The sequence below is a fragment of the Sphingobium sp. B2 genome, from assembly GCF_007693735.1.
Classification (GTDB): domain Bacteria; phylum Pseudomonadota; class Alphaproteobacteria; order Sphingomonadales; family Sphingomonadaceae; genus Sphingobium; species Sphingobium xenophagum.
In genome coordinates this window covers 2358515-2376040 of record NZ_VDBZ01000001.1, presented here as the reverse complement: position 1 = coordinate 2376040, position 17526 = coordinate 2358515, and the positions used below count along the sequence as shown (strand labels likewise).

20 protein-coding genes are annotated in these 17526 nt (G+C 64.7%); 13 read left to right on the top strand and 7 right to left on the bottom strand.

Annotated features, from left to right (window positions below; all coding sequences use genetic code 11):
* Positions 1–62 precede the first annotated feature (62 nt).
* From thiS to FE851_RS11495, 8 genes are all read left to right on the top strand, one after another.
* Positions 63–1064 carry a sulfur carrier protein ThiS gene (thiS, locus tag FE851_RS11530; protein WP_017181025.1) on the top strand — a complete coding sequence of 334 codons (1002 nt, stop codon included), beginning with the start codon at positions 63–65 and terminating at the stop codon, positions 1062–1064.
* Positions 1065–1145: 81 nt separating this feature from the next.
* Positions 1146–1856: a CoA transferase subunit A gene (locus FE851_RS11525; protein ID WP_017181026.1), complete on the top strand. Its 711-nt coding sequence runs from the start codon at positions 1146–1148 to the stop codon at positions 1854–1856.
* The gene (locus FE851_RS11520) at positions 1856–2737 is read left to right on the top strand and encodes an HAD family acid phosphatase (RefSeq protein WP_145202558.1); all 882 of its coding nucleotides are present in this window, start codon (positions 1856–1858) and stop codon (positions 2735–2737) included. Before FE851_RS11525 ends, FE851_RS11520 begins: the two co-directional genes overlap by 1 nt.
* A gap of 17 nt (positions 2738–2754) precedes the next feature.
* Entirely contained in the window at positions 2755–3390 is a 636-nt protein-coding gene (locus FE851_RS11515; RefSeq protein ID WP_026002045.1) for a CoA transferase subunit B, read from the top strand.
* Between the two features lie 7 nt (positions 3391–3397).
* A complete protein-coding gene (locus FE851_RS11510) occupies positions 3398–3838 on the top strand; it encodes an HIT family protein (RefSeq protein ID WP_017181029.1) in 441 nt (146 codons plus the stop codon).
* A gap of 54 nt (positions 3839–3892) precedes the next feature.
* Positions 3893–5188, top strand: a complete 1296-nt coding sequence (locus tag FE851_RS11505; protein WP_145202553.1) for a glycosyltransferase family 4 protein — start codon at positions 3893–3895, stop codon at positions 5186–5188.
* 37 nt (positions 5189–5225) lie between these two features.
* Complete coding sequence (locus FE851_RS11500; RefSeq protein WP_145202550.1) at positions 5226–6752, top strand: beta-3-deoxy-D-manno-oct-2-ulosonic acid transferase; 1527 nt, start codon at positions 5226–5228, stop codon at positions 6750–6752.
* Positions 6745–8025 (top strand): capsule biosynthesis protein, encoded by a 1281-nt coding sequence (locus FE851_RS11495; protein ID WP_145202547.1) that lies wholly within the window; start codon positions 6745–6747, stop codon positions 8023–8025. The genes FE851_RS11500 and FE851_RS11495 overlap by 8 nt, the downstream gene beginning before the upstream one ends.
* Before the next feature lie 34 nt (positions 8026–8059).
* Here FE851_RS11495 and modA read toward each other — a convergent pair whose 3' ends face one another.
* Positions 8060–8827, bottom strand: coding sequence for a molybdate ABC transporter substrate-binding protein (modA, locus tag FE851_RS11490; RefSeq protein ID WP_145202544.1), 768 nt, complete (start codon positions 8825–8827; stop codon positions 8060–8062).
* A gap of 107 nt (positions 8828–8934) precedes the next feature.
* Here modA and FE851_RS11485 point away from each other — a divergent pair, with 107 nt between their 5' ends.
* Positions 8935–10551 carry a molybdopterin oxidoreductase family protein gene (locus FE851_RS11485; RefSeq protein WP_145202541.1) on the top strand — a complete coding sequence of 539 codons (1617 nt, stop codon included), beginning with the start codon at positions 8935–8937 and terminating at the stop codon, positions 10549–10551.
* 119 nt (positions 10552–10670) lie between these two features.
* Here FE851_RS11485 and FE851_RS11480 read toward each other — a convergent pair whose 3' ends face one another.
* The gene (locus FE851_RS11480; RefSeq protein ID WP_145202538.1) at positions 10671–11846 is read right to left on the bottom strand and encodes a glycosyltransferase; all 1176 of its coding nucleotides are present in this window, start codon (positions 11844–11846) and stop codon (positions 10671–10673) included.
* 58 nt (positions 11847–11904) lie between these two features.
* The gene (locus FE851_RS11475) at positions 11905–12468 is read right to left on the bottom strand and encodes a helix-turn-helix domain-containing protein (RefSeq protein WP_145202536.1); all 564 of its coding nucleotides are present in this window, start codon (positions 12466–12468) and stop codon (positions 11905–11907) included.
* A 98-nt stretch (positions 12469–12566) separates the two neighbouring features.
* Between FE851_RS11475 and FE851_RS11470 the strand changes: the two genes are divergently transcribed.
* Positions 12567–13025, top strand: a complete 459-nt coding sequence (locus tag FE851_RS11470) for a DUF6456 domain-containing protein (RefSeq protein ID WP_130751987.1) — start codon at positions 12567–12569, stop codon at positions 13023–13025.
* Between the two features lie 243 nt (positions 13026–13268).
* Here FE851_RS11470 and FE851_RS11465 read toward each other — a convergent pair whose 3' ends face one another.
* From FE851_RS11465 to FE851_RS11450, 4 genes are read right to left on the bottom strand one after another with little or no spacing between them, the layout of a single operon-like run.
* Positions 13269–13799 carry an NUDIX hydrolase gene (locus FE851_RS11465; protein WP_017181038.1) on the bottom strand — a complete coding sequence of 177 codons (531 nt, stop codon included), beginning with the start codon at positions 13797–13799 and terminating at the stop codon, positions 13269–13271.
* Complete coding sequence (locus tag FE851_RS11460; RefSeq protein ID WP_017181039.1) at positions 13796–14473, bottom strand: TPM domain-containing protein; 678 nt, start codon at positions 14471–14473, stop codon at positions 13796–13798. The genes FE851_RS11465 and FE851_RS11460 overlap by 4 nt, the downstream gene beginning before the upstream one ends.
* Positions 14473–15279 carry a TPM domain-containing protein gene (locus FE851_RS11455; RefSeq protein WP_145202533.1) on the bottom strand — a complete coding sequence of 269 codons (807 nt, stop codon included), beginning with the start codon at positions 15277–15279 and terminating at the stop codon, positions 14473–14475. The genes FE851_RS11460 and FE851_RS11455 overlap by 1 nt, the downstream gene beginning before the upstream one ends.
* Before the next feature lie 4 nt (positions 15280–15283).
* Positions 15284–15886 carry a LemA family protein gene (locus FE851_RS11450; RefSeq protein WP_145202530.1) on the bottom strand — a complete coding sequence of 201 codons (603 nt, stop codon included), beginning with the start codon at positions 15884–15886 and terminating at the stop codon, positions 15284–15286.
* A 100-nt stretch (positions 15887–15986) separates the two neighbouring features.
* Here FE851_RS11450 and mscL point away from each other — a divergent pair, with 100 nt between their 5' ends.
* The 3 genes from mscL to FE851_RS11435 all read left to right on the top strand — a co-directional run bounded on the left by mscL (position 15987) and on the right by FE851_RS11435 (position 17060).
* The gene (mscL, locus tag FE851_RS11445) at positions 15987–16430 is read left to right on the top strand and encodes a large conductance mechanosensitive channel protein MscL (RefSeq protein ID WP_130751990.1); all 444 of its coding nucleotides are present in this window, start codon (positions 15987–15989) and stop codon (positions 16428–16430) included.
* A 143-nt stretch (positions 16431–16573) separates the two neighbouring features.
* A complete protein-coding gene (locus FE851_RS11440; RefSeq protein ID WP_017181043.1) occupies positions 16574–16843 on the top strand; it encodes a hypothetical protein in 270 nt (89 codons plus the stop codon).
* Positions 16821–17060, top strand: a complete 240-nt coding sequence (locus FE851_RS11435; RefSeq protein ID WP_145202528.1) for a hypothetical protein — start codon at positions 16821–16823, stop codon at positions 17058–17060. Before FE851_RS11440 ends, FE851_RS11435 begins: the two co-directional genes overlap by 23 nt.
* Positions 17061–17526 lie beyond the last annotated feature (466 nt).

The window sequence follows — 17526 nt, the reverse complement described above, 5'->3', positions numbered from 1 at the left end:
AGCCTTTCGTGTCGCGCCAAGTCGAGACACGTTTCCATCTTGCATGAACGGGACCGCATATTGTGAGCGTCGACGGCACTATTTCCATCCATATCAATGGCGAACATCGCCGCGTGCGCGACGGGCTGACCCTGGCCGAACTGGCAAGTGAGCTGGGTTTCGTGCCCGAAAAGGTCGCGGTCGAACGCAATCTGGAGGTCGTGCCGCGCTCTACGCTGGCGCAGGTCATGGTCGAGGATGGCGACGAGCTGGAAATCGTGCATTTTGTCGGCGGTGGCGACGTCGCTTCGGTCGCCGACGATAGTTGGAGCGTGGCGGGCCAGACCTTCCGGTCGCGCCTGATCGTCGGCACGGGCAAATATAAGAATTTCGAGCAGAATGCGGCGGCGGTCGCGGCATCAGGCGCGGAGATCGTCACCGTCGCCGTGCGCCGGGTGAACGTGTCGGACCCCAAGGCGCCGATGCTGACCGACTATATCGATCCAAAGGTCATCACCTATCTGCCCAACACGGCGGGCTGCTTTACCGGCGAGGAAGCGATCCGCACGCTGCGGCTGGCGCGGGAAGCGGGCGGCTGGGAGCTGGTGAAGCTGGAAGTGCTGGGCGAGGCGCGTACGCTTTATCCCGATATGGTCGAAACGCTGCGCGCGACCGAGATATTGGCCAAGGAAGGCTTCAAGCCGATGGTCTATTGCGTCGACGACCCGATCGCAGCCAAGCGACTGGAGGATGTGGGCGCGGTGGCGATCATGCCGCTGGGCGCGCCGATCGGTTCGGGCCTCGGCATCCAGAACCGGGTCACCATCCGCCTGATCGTCGAGGGCACCAAGCTGCCCGTGCTCGTCGATGCAGGCGTGGGCACGGCGTCCGAAGCGGCGCAGGCGATGGAGCTGGGCTGCACCGGCGTCCTGATGAACACCGCGATCGCCGAAGCGAAAGACCCGGTGCTGATGGCCGCCGCGATGAAGGCAGGCGTGGAGGCGGGGCGCATGGCCTATCGCGCCGGTCGCATGGGCAAGCGCATGTATGCCGATCCGTCCAGTCCCCTGGCAGGGCTTATCTGACGCGTCTTTCGCTTGTGCAGCAAATTGACCGCCGCCTATCTTGTCGCCTATGGGCTGGGTCAGTTGAGGAGGAAATAAGCGATGGTGAACAAGCTATACCCCGATGCCGCGTCCGCGCTGGACGGGCTTCTCTTCGACGGCATGCACCTGTGCGCGGGCGGTTTTGGCCTGTGCGGCATTCCCGAACGGCTGATCGATGCGATCCGCGATTCGGGGGTGAAAGATCTGACCATCGCTTCCAACAATGCCGGTATCGATGGCGAGGGGCTGGGCAAGCTGCTGCGCACCCGGCAGGTCAAGAAAATGATCTCTTCCTATGTCGGCGAGAATAAGGAATTTGAACGCCAGTATCTGGCGGGCGAACTGGAAGTCGAATTCTGCCCGCAAGGGACGCTGGCCGAACGCTGCCGCGCCGGCGGGGCAGGCATCCCCGGTTTCTACACCAAGACCGGCGTCGGCACTGCCGTGGCCGAGGGCAAGGAAGTCAAGAGCTTCGACGGGCAGGATTATATCCTGGAGCGGGGCATTTTCGCCGACGTTGCGATCGTCAAGGGCTGGAAGGCTGACGAGAGCGGCAACCTGATCTTCCGCAAGACCGCGCGCAACTTCAACCAGCCGATGGCGACTGCCGCAAAAATCTGCATTGCGGAGGTCGAGGAAGTGGTGCCGACCGGCAGCCTGGACCCGGACGCGATCCACCTGCCCGGCATTTACGTCAAGCGCATGATCGTGGGCGCGCCCTATGACAAGAAGATCGAGTTCCGCACGGTAAGGCAGCGGGCGGCGGCGTGATGCGTCGCCTGACCGGCGCGCTGGCGGCGGTGGCCGCGTTGTTGGCGGGCGCGCCAGCCACGGCGCAGACGCGCCCCGACAGCGACCAGCCCTGGCGCGAGTTCCAGTGGCTCTATGGTTCGGCGGAAGGGGCGGCGACCAGCCGGCAGGCGTTCAACGCGCTGCGTGCTTTTGCGGTGATACAGGCGGAACGCTGGCGCATGGGCGAGCCGGTGGTGCAGCGGGTACTGGCGCCCGGCGCGACGCTCGACCGGCCAGCCTTCGAAAGCTGCGGCGACAAGAAGCCCGCCGTCGTGTTCGATATTGACGAGACCTTGCTGTTGAACACCGGCGCTGAATATTGGGCGGCGGCCAAGCAGCAAAGCTATGAACAGTCGCGGGCTTTCGACAAGGATGCCTGGGCCAAGTGGGAAAAGGACGGCGCGAAGCTGGTCGATCCGGTGCCCGGCGCGGTCGAGGCGGTCGATACGCTGCGCAAGGCGGACATTGCCGTGATCTTCAACAGCAATCGCAGCGCCGCCAGCATGCAGGAAACCGCCGAAGCGCTGGCCCATGCCGGGCTGGGCGTGGCGGAGCCGGGCAAGACGCTGTTTCTGGACAGTGCTGGCGATGGCAAGAAGGACGGGCGCCGCGCCACGATCGCCGAGACATGGTGCGTCGTGGCGATGGCGGGCGACCAGCTCGGCGATTTCAGCGACCTGTTCAACGTGAAGGAAAACGGCCGCCTGCCCGTGGTGAAACGGCGGCAGGCCATGGGATCGCCCATGCTGGCGCGGATGTGGGGGCAGGGATGGTTCCTGTTGCCCAACCCCGTCTATGGCAAGGGCGCCGAAGGCGATTTTAACGAGATTTTCCCCAAGAACCGGTGGAAGCCCCATTAAGCAGAGGAGGCCATATAGTGCCCTGGACACGTGATGAAATGGCCGCGCGCGCGGCAAAGGAATTGCAGGACGGCTTCTATGTGAACCTGGGCATCGGCATCCCGACGCTGGTCGCCAACCATATTCCCGAAGGCGTGGAAGTGACGCTGCAATCGGAAAACGGGATGCTGGGGATCGGTCCCTTTCCCTATGAGGGCGAGGAGGATGCCGACCTTATCAACGCGGGCAAGCAGACGATCAGCGAACTGCCGCAGACCGCCTATTTCAGTTCGGCCGACAGTTTCGCGATGATCCGCGGCGGGCATATCGACCTGACCGTGCTTGGCGCGATGGAAGTGGCGGAAAATGGCGACATCGCCAACTGGATGATCCCCGGCAAGATGATCAAGGGTATGGGCGGCGCGATGGATCTGGTCGCGGGCGTCAAGAAGATCATCGTCGTGATGGAGCACACCAGCAAGAATGGCGATCCCAAGTTCATCCCGGCCTGCACCCTGCCGCTGACCGGCAAGAATGTGGTCGACATGATCATCACCGACCTGTGCGTGTTCCAGCGTCCCGACCATGACAGCCCGTTCACACTGGTCGAAATGGCGCCGGGCGTCACGGCGGAAGAGGTCGCCGCCAAGACCACCGCGCACTATCTGGTCTGACAGCGTCATGAGCCTTGATGGTACTTATGATGAGGGCAATGTCTTTGCCCTCATCCTTGCGGGCAAAATCCCTTCGGTCCCCCTGTATGAGGATGCCCATACGTTCTGCTTTCTGGACATTCAGCCGCAGTCGAAGGGCCATGCGCTGGTCATTTCCAAATGGTCGAAGGCGCGCAACATATTGGAGATTGAGGAGGACGCGCTGGCGCAGGTGATGGCGACGACCCGCAAGGTCGCGACTGCCATCCGGGCCGCGCTCAACCCCGACGGCCTGCACATCGCCCAGTTCAACGGATCGGCGGCGGGGCAGACGGTGTTCCATCTGCATGTCCATATCGTGCCGCGCTGGGCAGGGCAGGCGACCGGCTTCGTCGCCCATGGACAAGGCCAGTTCGCGGACGCCGATGCGCTCCAAGCGCTGGCGCAAGAGATACGCGCGCACCTCTGATGCGTTTCCATCGCTTTGCGGGGCAGACGCCCCTTTGTGTTGGCGGACGCTGACATGGTCCTGCGTCCCTTCAACGTGCCCGGTGCCCGGCTGGCTTTGCGTACCAAGCGGGCCAGTCCGCTGTTCCAGGGGCGGCGGGGCGAGGGCGAGGTTGTCCTCGACCTGTCGCGCCTGCTGTCGCGTTCCTTCCACCCCGCGCCGACCGGCATCGACCGGGTGGAATATGTCTATGCCCGCGAACTGCTGGAGCGGATTCCAGACCGGCTGTCCTTTGCAGCGGTTCATCCGGCAGGCGGCTATTATGGTCGGCTCAACAGCGCGGCGGTGCGGCAATTTCTGGCCTTCACAGCGGCCAAATGGCGCAACGCCGGGGCGGCCGATGCGCGCGAGGGGCGGGCGGCGATCGTGCGGCACATGTTCGCGCTGCGTCCGCGCCCGGTGCCACGCGCAACCGGACCCCGCCTCTATCTGCAAGTGTCGCCACACCATCTGGACAATGCCGATCAGGTCGGTGCGATCCTGCGCGCGGAGGGCGCGAAATTCGTGACGCTGGTGCATGATGTGATCCCGCTCAGCCATCCCGAATATGCCCGGCCACAGGGGGCGGATGAACATCGGCGGCGGGTGCATACGATCGATCGCTTTGCCAGCGGCATCATCGGCAATAGCCAGGCGACGATCGACGCGCTGGCGCCGCATATGGCCAGCGGGCTGGCCGGGCGCGTGGTCCGTGTCGCCCATTTCGGCGCGGACGCCGTGGACATATTTGGCGGCCGTGGCGAAACGCTGCCTGACCGCCCTTATTTCGTCTATATTTCGACCATCGAGCCGCGCAAGAATCACCTGCTGCTGCTCACCATCTGGCGGCGGCTGGTCGAGCAACTGGGCGATGCAGCCCCGGTGCTGGTGCTGATCGGACGGCGCGGGTGGGAGAATGAAAATGTCGTGGATCTGCTCGATCGCGCCGAAGCCTTGCGCGGCCATGTGATCGAGGCGGGCGAGGTGTCCGACACGCGGATGCAGGCGCTGGTCGCCAACGCGCGCGCGATGCTGATGCCTTCCTTCGCCGAAGGGTTCGGGATGCCGGTGGTGGAGGCGCTGGCCGCTGGCGTTCCGGTGATATGCAGCGACATCATGGCTCATCGCGAAGTGGGTGGCGACGCGCCCGACTATCTCGATCCGCTCGACGGGCTGGGCTGGATGAAGGCGATCTTGAACTATAGTCAGCCGGATTCGCCCGATCGCGCGGCGCAGATCGCGCGGCTCTCGGTCTGGCGCGCGCCGACCTGGCGGGACTATTTCGATATCGTCATCGATTTGCTGGAAGATGTGACAAGTTCTGTTTCTTGACCTTGCATCGGCCCAAGCCCATGAACTGACTGCCATTATGATTCCCACGCCATTCCTGCGGTCCCCGCCTTTTCCCGGCATTGCTGCTTCACTCGCCGCTGTCAGCGTGATGCGCGAAACGGGCGATGGCGCTGCGCCGGTTGGCGACGATGTGCTGGATGCGATTGTCGCGGCGCGGGTCGGCGGCGCGTTTTGGGGCGCAAGACCCGGTGAACCGGGCCGTTCGGATCGTGCTGAGAGTGATCCTTGGGCACTGGTCGCTTCCGTGCAGTCGATCCATGCGCAGGCGGACGAGGACGTGGCGCTGATCGCGGGCCTGCTGGGCGTTTCCGTGATCGGCCCTGATGGCGCGGTCATCGATCCGGGTCAGCTGCGCGCGTCCCTCAAGGCGCGGATCGCAGCCGCCCGCTATCGCGACTGTTTTACTGGTGCGCCGGTCGATGCGATGCAGGCGGTGACGCAGCTCGCTGACTGGCGGCGGCATATCGACGGCAATCGCGGCATCGTGGCGGCGAGCGGCATGGCGTTCTGGAAGCGTGACGCGATCCGTCATTTCCTGTGGGACGGCATTGCCTCGCCCCCATTTCTGTCCGCCGACCGGGGACTGCGCCGCGCCCGGCGGGAGCAGGGGGCGCTGGCGGTCTGGCCGTCGCGCGTGCCTGTCACCCTGCCGCAGGATGCCGCTGATCAGGGCGTGGCGCTGGCGCGGGTGGAAGATGGCTTTCTGCGTTCCCGCGGGTTGGGTGCCGCGTTGCACCCGCCCGGCTCCGTCGTGGTGGATCGCACGGGCATCTATTATAATGCGCGCGCCGCCAATGATCTGGAAACGCTGCTGGCGACGCATGATTTCTCGCCCGCGCTGGTCGATCGCGCCCGCCGCCTGCGCGAACGGGTCTGCGCCACCGGCGTGACCAAATATGGGCCGGAAGCCGGGCAGATGATCGATCTTCCGGCCGGCAGGCGCACGGTGTTGGCGATCGGCCAGGTCGATGACGATCTGTCGGTGCGGCTGGGCGGGGCCGGGGTCGATGGCAATCTGGATTTTCTGAAGCGGGTGCGCCGGGCCGAACCGGACGCCTGGATCGTCTATCGCCCCCATCCCGATGTGCAGGCGGGGCATCGCAAGGGGCATTTGCCCGACTCCGTTGTTCTCGCCCACGCCGATGCGATCGACAGCGGTGCGCCGCTGATGGAACTGGTGCAGGCTGTTGATGAACTCCATGTCCTCTCTTCCCTGACCGGTTTCGAGGCGCTGATGCGCGGCCGTTCCGTAACGGTCCATGGGATGCCTTTCTACGCAGGCTGGGGCCTGACGCGCGATCTGGCGCAACCCTGTGTGCGGCGCGGGCGTCAACTCACCGTGGATCAGCTTGTCGCGGCCGCTCTCATTCTCTATCCTCGTTATCTCGATCCGGTAACGCGGTTGCCGTGCGGTCCCGAAATCATGGTGGATCGTATGGCGGATGGATCGACGCCGCCGATGACCTGGCTCATCGCGTTGCGGGCGCTACAGGGGAAGTTTCGACGTTTTATGACCTTGTCCGCTGAGTTTCTGCATGGCTGACCGCAACAAGAAGACCTTTCTGTTTCTGCAAGGACCGCATGGTCCCTATTTCGCGATGCTGGCCGACGCTTTGCGGCAGCGCGGGCATGTGGCGTTGCGAATCAACATCAATGGCGGCGACAAGGTCGACTGGCCCGGCGATGCGACCGACTATCATGGCACCTTCCGTAACTGGCCGCTGTTTTTCGACGATTTCATCGTCGCCCATGGCGTCACTGACCTGATCCTTTATGGCGATTGCCGCCCCTATCATGCCAGCGCGCACGGCATGGCCCGGCTGCGCAACCTGCGCGTGCATGTGGTGGAGGAAGGATATATCCGCCCCGATTTCCTGACGCTTCAGGCCGATGGCGTGAACGGCAATTCCACCTTGCCGCTGGACCCGCAATGGTATCGCGACGAAGCGATGGGCCTCCCCCCGCTGGAGGAGAATCAGCCGACAATCCCTTCGAACTTCAGCACCCGCGCGCGCAATACCATGCGCAATGGTTTTGCTGCTGCCATGCTGCGCCCGCTATTCCCCTTTTACCGGACCCACCGGCCGCACAGTTTCGTCATGGAATCGCTGTCCTGGGCGCGGAAGTTGATGATGCGCAGCCGCGACCTGGAGCAGTCGGCCCAGGCCTGGGCCAGGGTGGAAGGAAAGCGCTATTTCACCCTGCCGTTGCAGCTGAATTCCGATTATCAGCTGCGCGTCCATTCGCCCTTTGGCAACATGCGGGCGGCGTTGCGCTTCGTCATCAAAAGCTTTGCCCATCATGCCCCCGCTGACGTGCTGCTGGTGATCAAGCAGCATCCGCTCGATTCCGGGCTGGTCGCCTGGGGCCGGCTGATCCGTCGTCTGGCGAAAGATTATGGCGTGGCGGACCGTATCCATTATCTGTCGGACTGGGATATTGCCGCCGTCGTGAAAAACGCGATCGGCGTGGTCACGGTGAACAGCACGGTCGGCACGCTGGCGCTGAACAGCGGCAAGCCGGTGCTGGTTCTGGGACATGCGGTGTACAAGATCCCCGGCATCGTCAGCGTGAAGGGGCTGGACGCATTCTGGACCAATCCGTCGCCACCCGACATGGCGCTCTATTCCGCCTTCAGGCAGGTGCTGGCCGATCGCTGCCTGATTCGCGGCGGGTTGCTGAGCGATGAAGGCTTGCAGATGCTGGTCGAGAATGCGGCGGATCGACTGGCGCCGGTCGGGCGCGGAACCCGCCGTCATCTGAAACTGGTGACGCCCCAGGTCAGCGATTTCATCGCGTCCAATAGCGCGGTCTGATCCGGCGGGTCCGCAACTGAGCGATCCCTGACGATCAGGGCGCGGTGAAGCCGTAGCGGGCGAAGATGGCCTTGCCCGATGGCGATAACAGGAAGCGGCGGAACGCTTCGGCATCCTTGTGGCGGCTGCTGGTCAGGCGCGCGATCGGGTAACGGATCGGCGGATGACTGCTGGCCGGGAAGGCGCCGACGATCGCCACGCCGCCCGCAACCCGCGCGTCGGTGGCATAGACGATCCCCAGCGGCACTTCGCCCCGTTCCACCAGCGCCAGCGCGGCACGGACATTGTCGCCGCGCGCGATTTTGCCAGCAACGCTTGGCCAAACGCCAAGGCTGGTGAGTGCTGCCTTGCCATATTTGCCCGCTGGCACGCTGTCAGGATCGGCCATGGCCAGCCGCCCGATGCCCAGCGCCCGCGCGATCGGCATGGCGCGGCCGATCCGCAGGCGCACCGGCTTGCGCTTCGGCGTGACCAGCACCAGCCGGTTGCCGACGACATCGACGCGGGTGCCGCGTACGACGAACCCGGCCTGCTCGACATCGCGCATCCAGTCCTCATCCGCGCAGAGGAACAGGTCGGCCGGAGCGCCCGCCCGGATCTGTCGCGCCAGCGCCGAGGAGCCAGCGAACGACAGGACGGGTCGGGCATGACCGCGCCGGCGCCATGCGTCGGCGGCGGCGGTCATCGCCTCCTGCATGCTGGCGGCGGCGAGGATCAGCGGGCCGCGATCGGGTGACGCAGCCCGGGCGGTCGGGACCAGAAGCAGCAACAGGGCGATGGCAGACAGGAAGCGCAGGAACATGCCGCCTGTGTGCCGTGCGCCATTTGGCGAAGCAAGTGGCGCACGGTACTTTTGCAGAGGGGATCAATCGGCTAGAGCAGGCGGCATGTTCAGGAAACCGCGCTGACATGGCGATCGTCAGAAGCCAGTGCGGCCAGTGCGGTGTCGGCTGCGGTATCCGCGCGGTCACTGACACCGACCGGCGCGTCACGGTAGAGGGCGACCGGCTGCACCCGGCCAATGGCGGCTTGCTGTGCGATCGCGGGCAGGCGCTGGGCGACGACGCCATATCGCTGGAAGGGCGGTTGCTGCGACCGTTGGTGGATGGGCGACCGACTGGCTGGGACCGCGCGATCGCGCAGGTGGCGCGGCGGCTGTCGACCATGATGGCGCGCCATGGACCTGGCAGCATTGCGCTGCATATAGGCGGCGGTCTGCTGACCGAGGATTATTATGTCGCGAACAAGCTGATGAAGGGCTTTTTCGGGTCGGCGCATGTCCATGCACCGTGGCGCGACGGGAGCAGCGCGGCGCTCGTCCGGGCGTTCGGCGAGGATGTCATGCCCGCAGCCTATGAGGATATTGATCGCGCCGCGACGATCCTGCTGGTGGGGGGCGGCATCATGGCGCAGCCGGTGCTGCTGGACCGGGTGAAAACGGCGCGGGAGGCGGGCGCGCGGCTGGTGCTGCTGACCGATGCGGGGGTGGCGATAGAGGCTGATTTGCGTTTGACGCTGAAGCCCGGCAGCGCGGCGCAGTTGCTGACCGGCGCGCTGTTGCATGGCCATGACAAGGGCCGGCATGACACGGCGTTTCTGGCGCAGAGCGTGGCGGTGCCGGCCGATTTCTGGGAACGGTTGCGACCGGGGCATGACATCTGGTCGATCGCCCGCGCGACCGGGCTGACGCCAGCGGTGATCCGGGCTTTTTACGACGAGTGGATCGCCACCGACCGCGTCGTCACTCTGTTCCCCGGGAGCGAGTGTGCCGATCTGGCCGCGGCGGTCATCAACCTTCACCTTGCCAGCGGACGGATTGGGCGGCCCGGCGCGACCCCCTTCGCCATCACGGGTGCGGCCAATGGCATGGGCGCGCGCGAGGTTGGTTGCGTGGCGGACAGCCTGGCCGCCCATCGCGATTTCGCGCCTGACGCGCGCGCCAGCGTCGCCCGCTTCTGGGGCGCGCGGCTGCTGGTCGAAGGGCCGGGGCTGGAGGGGGAGGCGCTGTTGCGGGCGATGCGCGACGGACAGGTCAGGGCGCTATGGAGCATTGGCGCGGACCCGGCGGCGCAGGCATGGCTGTGCGAGGCGAGGGCGCTGGTCCCGCTGGCGGTTCGATCGACCGACAGTCTGGCGGAGCAGGGCGAAGGCTGGTCGATGCTGTTGCCGTCTGCGACATGGGTGGAAAAGGACGGGACGTTGACCGGCATGGACCGGCTGGTCAGTCGTCAGCGTCGACTATTCCCCCTGCCGGGGGAGGCGCGGCCAGACTGGTGGATGCTGACCAAGGTGGCGCAGGCGATGGGCTGGGGCGATGCTTTCCATTATGAGCGGCCAACCGACATTTATCGCGAACATGGGCGGCTGACCGCTTATGGCAATGATGGCGGGCGGCTGCTCAACCTGCGGCGGCACGCGCCGATTTCCAACCCGGCCTATGACGAATTGACCCCCTGGCGCTGGGGCGAGGTGCCGTTCGATGGCGGGCATTTTCCGACGCCGGACGGACGGGCGAGATTCGCTTAACTTCGCACTTTTCCCGGCAAATGCGATATATTGTTGCGCGACGCTGATCCTATCGCAAAGTCGGCTGCGTCCTGCCCGCATGCTAGAGCAGCGGGCCGATGTAGGACAGGCGAAACCGCTTATCGGGCGGTGGCGGCAATGCCTTGCAGATGCGCGAGCAGGGCGTCGCCATTGGCCGTCCAGGTGAAGCGCAGCGCGGCGGCGCGCACGGCTTCGCCGTCGGGCGGGTTGTCCAATATCGCCTGAATGGCCGTGGCGATGGCCTGTGGATCGCGATCGACAATCTGTCCCGCTTCCGGCCGGTCGAGCAGTTCGCGCGCGCCGCCGACATCGCTGATCACGATCGGGGTGCCGCAGGCCAGCGCCTCTACCCAGGCATTGGCGAGGCCTTCGGAGGCCGAGGGCAGGGCCATCACATCGGCGGCAGCGAAGATGCGCGGCAATTTATGGTGGGGGACGGAGCCGAGAAAGCCGATCCGCCGTTCGACCCCCAATTCCTCCGCCAGATTTTCAAGGGTTCGCCGATATTGCCCCTGTCCCGCCAGCAGCAAGGTGACATCGGGCAGCATGGGCAGGGCGCGGACCAGCAGATCCTGTCCCTTGCGCGGGATCAATGCGCCCACGCACAGCACGACCGGACCGTTGAAATCGAGCGTGGCCTTGGCCTCCGCCCGGTCGGCCAGTTCGAATGTGTCGAGATCAACCCCGGTATAATGGACGCGGATCTTGCCTTCATCCATGCCCATGCGGACCATGGAGCGGCGCATGGCGTCCGATACGGCGAGAAGCCCTGCCGCGCCTTCACCCGCGCGCAGCACCATCTTGCGCGTGCCGCGCTGACTGCCCCAATGATGGATGTCCGCGCCGCGCGCCTTGACCGAATAGGGGATACCTAGCGCGCGCGACAGGCGCTGCGCCACCGGACCGTCGGGAAAGAAGAAGCTGGCGTCGATCACGTCGAACGGCTTTTGCGCGTGCAATTGCCTGACCAGAGGCAGGATCGCGCGGGTCATCGTCCAGACATTGGTGCCCCCGCCAAATTTGGGGATGATCGGGAAGGTCGGGCGATAGACCGTCAGTTCGCGCCATTTTTCCCGGCGCGGCAACGCATGCAACGCGGCGTAGCGCGGTGCGAGCGAAAGCGGCCATGGCGGCAGGCCAACCGGCGCGATCACGGTGACGTTCGCTTCCGGGCGGCTGGCCAGTTCGCGCGCCTGCCGTTCCACGAACACGCCGAAATTGGGACGGCTGATGTCGGGAAAGAGGGTCGATAGCATGAGGACGTTGAGCGTCATGGTCTCTCTTTCGCGCAGCAGCCTTTGCAATTGGGTTAAGAGGCTGGTGACTTTTTGGCTAGAGCCGTCGGACGAGCTGTTCCGCGACTGCGGCCCATGGCGGGTCTGTCAGCACCAACTGGCGTGCGCCCGAACCCAGCGGCAGCAGTTGCAGCCGGTCGCCTTCCCGCCCGATCAGGCGCCCGAACAGGAAGCGGCCCGCCGGGCGCGGGAACAGAATGTCGCGGTTGAGCGCGCTGGCGAAATCCTGCGGCGCGATGCGGCGGCACCAGATGGCGTCACCGCTGCGATAATCGCCGATGCTGGCGCTCACATGGACGCCGACCATGCCGTCCGTCGCAATGGGGGAGGGGAAGGCCAGCGTGCGGGTCGGCGCGCGGGCACCGTCCGGTCCCAGCAGCGCCGCCACCGGCACCTCGCTCTGCCCCGGCAGGGCGACCAGTTCGGCGCTGGCGACGTCAAGCGCCAGCGCGATGCGGTTGAGCCATTTGATCGATACGGTACGGGTGCCGGTTTCCAGTCGGCCGATCGTCTGCGCGGTCGTTGGCGGATCGCATAGCGCGCCGACCTGTTCCAGCGTCAGCCCCTTCGCCTTGCGGACCTCGCGGATGCGGGTGATCATCTTTGCCTCGCTGAATAACCTATTTGGTTTCCTCTTTCCTACAAACTATCCGCCGTGGCAAGGCTGATTCCCCACCCATCGTCCAAGGAGAAGGCCGCATGACCGCCACCCATGTCGAACAGACGATCGAAGACCCGCAGGGCCGCCATCAGACCGTGCTGGTCCATATCGGGGAATCGCCGCTGGCCTGGCTCCATGCGCGCGGCCATTTGAGCGAACGGCATTATCTCGCGGGCGATCGGCTGCGTGCAGACTGGGAGAAGGCCGGGCTGGGCGCGCGCGTCACGATGCGCTGGGACGCGGCGCCCCGCGCGGGAGGACGGGCCGTGCCCGCGCGCCAGCCGGACCCGACGCTGATGCAATTGTCGGCGCGTGAACGCTTCGATGGCGCGATCCGCGCGGCAGGGCCGGGGCTGGCGGACATATTATGGCGGGTGGTATGCGCGGGCGAAGGGCTGGTCGCGGCGGAACGGGCGCTGGGCTGGCCCAGCCGCGCGGGCAAGCTGGTGCTGACGCTGGCGCTCGATCGGGTGGCGGGATGGTATCGGGTTGCTTGAGGCGAGAATGCGATGTGGGAGATTTTTGACTGCCCAAGCGGGCTAGCAAAATTGCAGGCCAATCTAATATGCGGCGTGTGATGAATCCTCCCCTCGCAGGGGAGGTGGCAGCACGACGTGCTGACGGAGGGGTGTCGTGCTATCGGGAGGGGGACACCCCTCCGTCTGACCTGCGGTCAGCCACCTCCCCTTAAAGGGGAGGATTGGCAAACATTCTACTGCGTCCAGGATGCGCCCAAGTCGTCAGCCGATCATCGCTGCGCCCAACAGCAACAGCAGCTTGACGTCCATGGCATAGCCCTCCGCGCGCCAAGCGGCGATCTGCGCCGTCAGCCCGGCAAGGGGCACGCGGTGGACGTGAATATCCTCGCCCTCCACGCCGCCGCCTTCGCCGGTCTTTTCCAGATCATGGGCGCGGAACAGGGTGAAGCTTTCCGAGACCATGCCGGGCGAGCTGAAAAATTCGCCGACGGATTCCAGGCGCGCGGCGCGATAGCCGGTCTCCTCCTCCAGTTCGCGACTGGCGGCGATGCCGGCATCCTCGTCCGCGTCATGATCGCCGACAAGGCCCGCGGGCAATTCGATGCAGCGCCGTCCCAGCGGCACGCGATATTGATCGACCAGCAGGACATGCCCGTCATCGATGGCCAGAATGACAGCCGCCCTGATGCCCCGCGCGCGGCCGACATATTCCCATTTGCCGCGTCGCTTCGCCGTGATGAAGCGCCCGGCCCACATCACTTCTTCAGGCGCAGACGCATCCGGGTCACTCATAATTCGATCAGCCTGTCGGGAAGTTCGTTGATGTCGTCATCGGCGCGCGGGAAATGGGTGGCGAGCACCAGCCCGACCTGACGCACCGCCTGCGCCAGCCCTTCGCCCGCGCGACCCGCACGGATCGCGTCGATCAGCGCCGCCATCGCCGCGCCCCATTCTTCCGGTGCGACCTTGTCATTGATCGCGGCGTCGGCGACGATTTCGGCGCGATGTTCGTCCAGCGAGAGGTAGATCAAGACGCCGGTGCGGCCCTGTGTGCGGGCTTCGGCAGCGGTGCGGAACAGCAGGATCGCGCGTCGCCGCACGCGCCGCGCCCGCGTGGCGCGCGGGGTCATCCACATGCGCAGCGCCGGGATGGCCAGCAGATAGCGGACAGCCAGAAATTTGAGGATCAGCAGGCCCAGCAGCCCGGTCAGCAATTTCCAGTCCGCCAGTTCATGGTCCCAGTCGCGCAGCAGGGCGGACAGGAAATTTCGCAATTGCTCCGGAAAGGCGGCCGCCACCGATAGCGCGATGAACACCGCCGCGATCGCCCAGTGCAGCCCGACATCATGATAGGCATCGGATCGGCGCGTCACGATCGTCACGATTTCGCCGGACGTATGGGCCTCTGCCTCCGCCACGGCGGCAGACACGAGTGCGTGGTCGGCGGCTGAAAGATGAAGCTGCATCACCAGTCCCCCGACGCGCCACCGCCGCCGAAGCTGCCGCCGCCGCCCGAAAAGCCGCCACCACCGCCAAAGCCGCCGCCGCCCCAGCCGGAACCGCCACCGCCGCCCCAGCCGCCACCGCCCCAGCCGGAATCCCCCGGACCCCACAGGATGATCGGCACGCCCGAACGGCTGCGATAGCGTTTGCCCGTACCGCGCCGCCGCGATGCCAGCGCGATGAAGGCGACGACCATGACGATGACCCAGATGATCGCCATGCCGCTGACATGACCGCCCGATCCCTTGCGCGCCGCCGCTTCCGCCGCCGCCGCGCGGGCCTTCGCCTCTTCGGGCGGCAGGGTCATGATCGCGCCGATCTGGTCCACGCCCGCGTCGATGCCGCCAGCCATGTCCCCCGCCTTGAAGCGCGGGGCGATGGCGTCGCGGATGATCTGGGACGATTGCGCGTCGGTCAGCAGCCCTTCCAGGCCATAGCCGACTTCTACCCGTATCTTGCGTTCATTGGGCGCGACGATCAGCAATGCGCCGTCATTCTTCGCCTTTTCGCCGATCCCCCAGGCGCGGCCCAGGCGATAGCCATAATCGGCAATGTCATAACCCTGAAGGTCGGGAATGGTCGCGACCACCAGTTGCCGCCCGCTTTGCGTTTCCAGCGCAGCGAGCTTGCCGGTCAGCGCCTGTTCCTGCGCCGGGGAGAGCAGCGCGGCGTCATCGACCACACGGCCAGTCAGCTTGGGAAAAGACTGGGCCTGCGCTGCGGGCACGAAGGCCAGCAGCGCGAGGAGGATAAGAAAGCGGCGGATCACGCGATCAATTGCCGAAGTCGACCTTCGGCGCTTCTTCCGCGCCGGGCGTCGTCGCCTGGAACGGGGTCATGGGCTTGGCGCCGTGGATGATCTTGGCGCCGATCGCGTCGGGGAAGGTGCGGATGCGGGTGTTATAGGCGCGCACGGCTTCATTATAATCGCGGATGGCGACGGCGATCCGGTTTTCGGTGCCTTCCAGTTGCGATTGCAGGTTCAGGAAGTTGGCGTTGGTCTTGAGGTCGGGATAGGCCTCGACCGAGGCAAGCAGGCGGCCAAGCCCCTGGCTCAGCTGGGCCTGCGCGGCCTGGAACTGGGCGACCTTTGCCGGGTCGGACAGATCGTCGGCATTGACCTGAACCGAGGTTGCCTTGGCGCGGGCTTCGGTGACGCGGACCAGCGTGTCCTGTTCCTGCTTGCCCGCCGCCTTGACCGTGGCGACGAGGTTGCCGATCAGGTTGGCGCGGCGCTGATATTGCGCCTGGACGTCGGCCCATTTGGCCTTGGCCTCTTCCTCGGCGGCGGGGACGCTGTTGATGCCGCAGGCGGACAGGGCGAAAACGCCCAGCAGCGGCAGAAGGAAAGGGGCAAAGCGGCGCAGGAAGGTCATGGAAGATCCTCGGCAATTATCTGCGTCACGAAATAGGCGGTTGTCCTGTCGCACGCAACGGGCCATCCAGTGATTATCTTTGCAAGGGAGAGCGGTAGCGATGGGACTGATCAGCGAATTCAAGACCTTCATCAATCGCGGCAATGTGATGGACCTGGCGGTCGGCGTCATCATCGGCGGCGCGTTTGCGACCATCACCAAGTCGCTGACCGATGACCTCATCATGCCGGTGGTGGGCTATATTTTCGGCGGCGCGGATTTTTCCGAATATTTCATCCGGCTGGGCGACCTGCCTGCCGATTATGAGGGCAACCCGCAAAGCTATGCAGACCTGAAGGCGGCGGGCGTCGCGATGTTCGGCTGGGGCCAGTTCCTGACCGTGCTGGTCAATTTCATCATCCTGGCCTTCATCATCTTTCTGTTGGTGAGAGCGGTCAACCGGCTGACGGCCAAGCCCGAACCGGAGGCGGCCGCGCCCGCGCCAGCGCCCACGCCGGAGGACATCGTCCTGCTGCGTGAAATTCGCGATTCGCTGCGAAAATAATCTTCTATGCGACGAACGGAGCGGTCGGCGGGAACCATTGGGGGCGTGGCCGGTTGATCGCGGTCAGGGTTGGGACGGCGTAACGCCGTTCCGCCCGGTGAGCCATACGGTCTGCCCTTGGGGGCGCAACAGGAGAATACGCCGTGAAAACCTTCGTCAAAATCCTTGGCCTTGCCAGCCTTGTGGCCCTCGCCGCGTGCGATTCGGCTAAGGAAAACCAGGTCGAGAATGCGTACGAAAACAAGGCGGATGCGATCGACAATCAGGCTGACAATATGGAAGCCATGGCAGACAACCTGACCGGCGCCGCCGAAAATACGGCTGAACACGCCGCCGACGCGCTGGAAAACAAGGCCGACGCGACCCGCGAAGCGGGCGAAAAGGCCGAGGATGCGGTCGAAAAGCACCAGTAAGCGCTTTTTACCGATCAAGATTGGAAGGGGCGTCGCGATTGGATCGCGGCGCCCCTTATGGGATGGCCCGCCCCTTTTCCCCGGCATCAGGTATGATGCTGTCTCTTATACACAGCTAGATGTGTATAAGAGACAGGCATGGCATCAATGCCCAACTCCAGAGATGTGTATAAGAGACAGGCATGGCATCAATGCCCAACTCCAGAGATGTGTATAAGAGACAGGCATGGCATCAATGCCCAACTCCAGAGATGTGTATAAGAGACAGGCATGGCATCAATGCCCAACTCCAGAGATGTGTATAAGAGACAGGCATGGCATCAATGCCCAACTCCAGAGATGTGTATAAGAGACAGGCATGGCATCAATGCCCAACTCCAGAGATGTGTATAAGAGACAGGCATGGCATCAATGCCCAACTCCAGAGATGTGTATAAGAGACAGGCATGGCATCAATGCCCAACTCCAGAGATGTGTATAAGAGACAGGCATGGCATCAATGCCCAACTCCAGAGATGTGTATAAGAGACAGGCATGGCATCAATGCCCAACTCCAGAGATGTGTATAAGAGACAGGCATGGCATCAATGCCCAACTCCAGAGATGTGTATAAGAGACAGGCATGGCATCAATGCCCAACTCCAGAGATGTGTATAAGAGACAGGCATGGCATCAATGCCCAA

What these genes read in the sequence shown, in the direction of transcription:
- FE851_RS11460 (WP_017181039.1), bottom strand. Translation starts at nt 14,473, where the DNA reads ATGCAGCTTCATCTTTCAGCCGCCGACCACGCACTCGTGTCTGCCGCC.
- FE851_RS11465 (WP_017181038.1), bottom strand. Translation starts at nt 13,799, where the DNA reads ATGAGTGACCCGGATGCGTCTGCGCCTGAAGAAGTGATGTGGGCCGGG.
- FE851_RS11450 (WP_145202530.1), bottom strand. Translation starts at nt 15,886, where the DNA reads ATGACCTTCCTGCGCCGCTTTGCCCCTTTCCTTCTGCCGCTGCTGGGC.
- FE851_RS11495 (WP_145202547.1), top strand. Translation starts at nt 6,745, where the DNA reads ATGGCTGACCGCAACAAGAAGACCTTTCTGTTTCTGCAAGGACCGCAT.
- FE851_RS11510 (WP_017181029.1), top strand. Translation starts at nt 3,398, where the DNA reads ATGAGCCTTGATGGTACTTATGATGAGGGCAATGTCTTTGCCCTCATC.
- FE851_RS11470 (WP_130751987.1), top strand. Translation starts at nt 12,567, where the DNA reads ATGACCGCCACCCATGTCGAACAGACGATCGAAGACCCGCAGGGCCGC.
- FE851_RS11485 (WP_145202541.1), top strand. Translation starts at nt 8,935, where the DNA reads ATGGCGATCGTCAGAAGCCAGTGCGGCCAGTGCGGTGTCGGCTGCGGT.
- FE851_RS11505 (WP_145202553.1), top strand. Translation starts at nt 3,893, where the DNA reads ATGGTCCTGCGTCCCTTCAACGTGCCCGGTGCCCGGCTGGCTTTGCGT.
- FE851_RS11525 (WP_017181026.1), top strand. Translation starts at nt 1,146, where the DNA reads ATGGTGAACAAGCTATACCCCGATGCCGCGTCCGCGCTGGACGGGCTT.
- FE851_RS11475 (WP_145202536.1), bottom strand. Translation starts at nt 12,468, where the DNA reads ATGATCACCCGCATCCGCGAGGTCCGCAAGGCGAAGGGGCTGACGCTG.
- FE851_RS11480 (WP_145202538.1), bottom strand. Translation starts at nt 11,846, where the DNA reads ATGACGCTCAACGTCCTCATGCTATCGACCCTCTTTCCCGACATCAGC.
- FE851_RS11500 (WP_145202550.1), top strand. Translation starts at nt 5,226, where the DNA reads ATGATTCCCACGCCATTCCTGCGGTCCCCGCCTTTTCCCGGCATTGCT.
- mscL (WP_130751990.1), top strand. Translation starts at nt 15,987, where the DNA reads ATGGGACTGATCAGCGAATTCAAGACCTTCATCAATCGCGGCAATGTG.
- FE851_RS11520 (WP_145202558.1), top strand. Translation starts at nt 1,856, where the DNA reads ATGCGTCGCCTGACCGGCGCGCTGGCGGCGGTGGCCGCGTTGTTGGCG.
- modA (WP_145202544.1), bottom strand. Translation starts at nt 8,827, where the DNA reads ATGTTCCTGCGCTTCCTGTCTGCCATCGCCCTGTTGCTGCTTCTGGTC.
- FE851_RS11435 (WP_145202528.1), top strand. Translation starts at nt 16,821, where the DNA reads ATGCGGTCGAAAAGCACCAGTAAGCGCTTTTTACCGATCAAGATTGGA.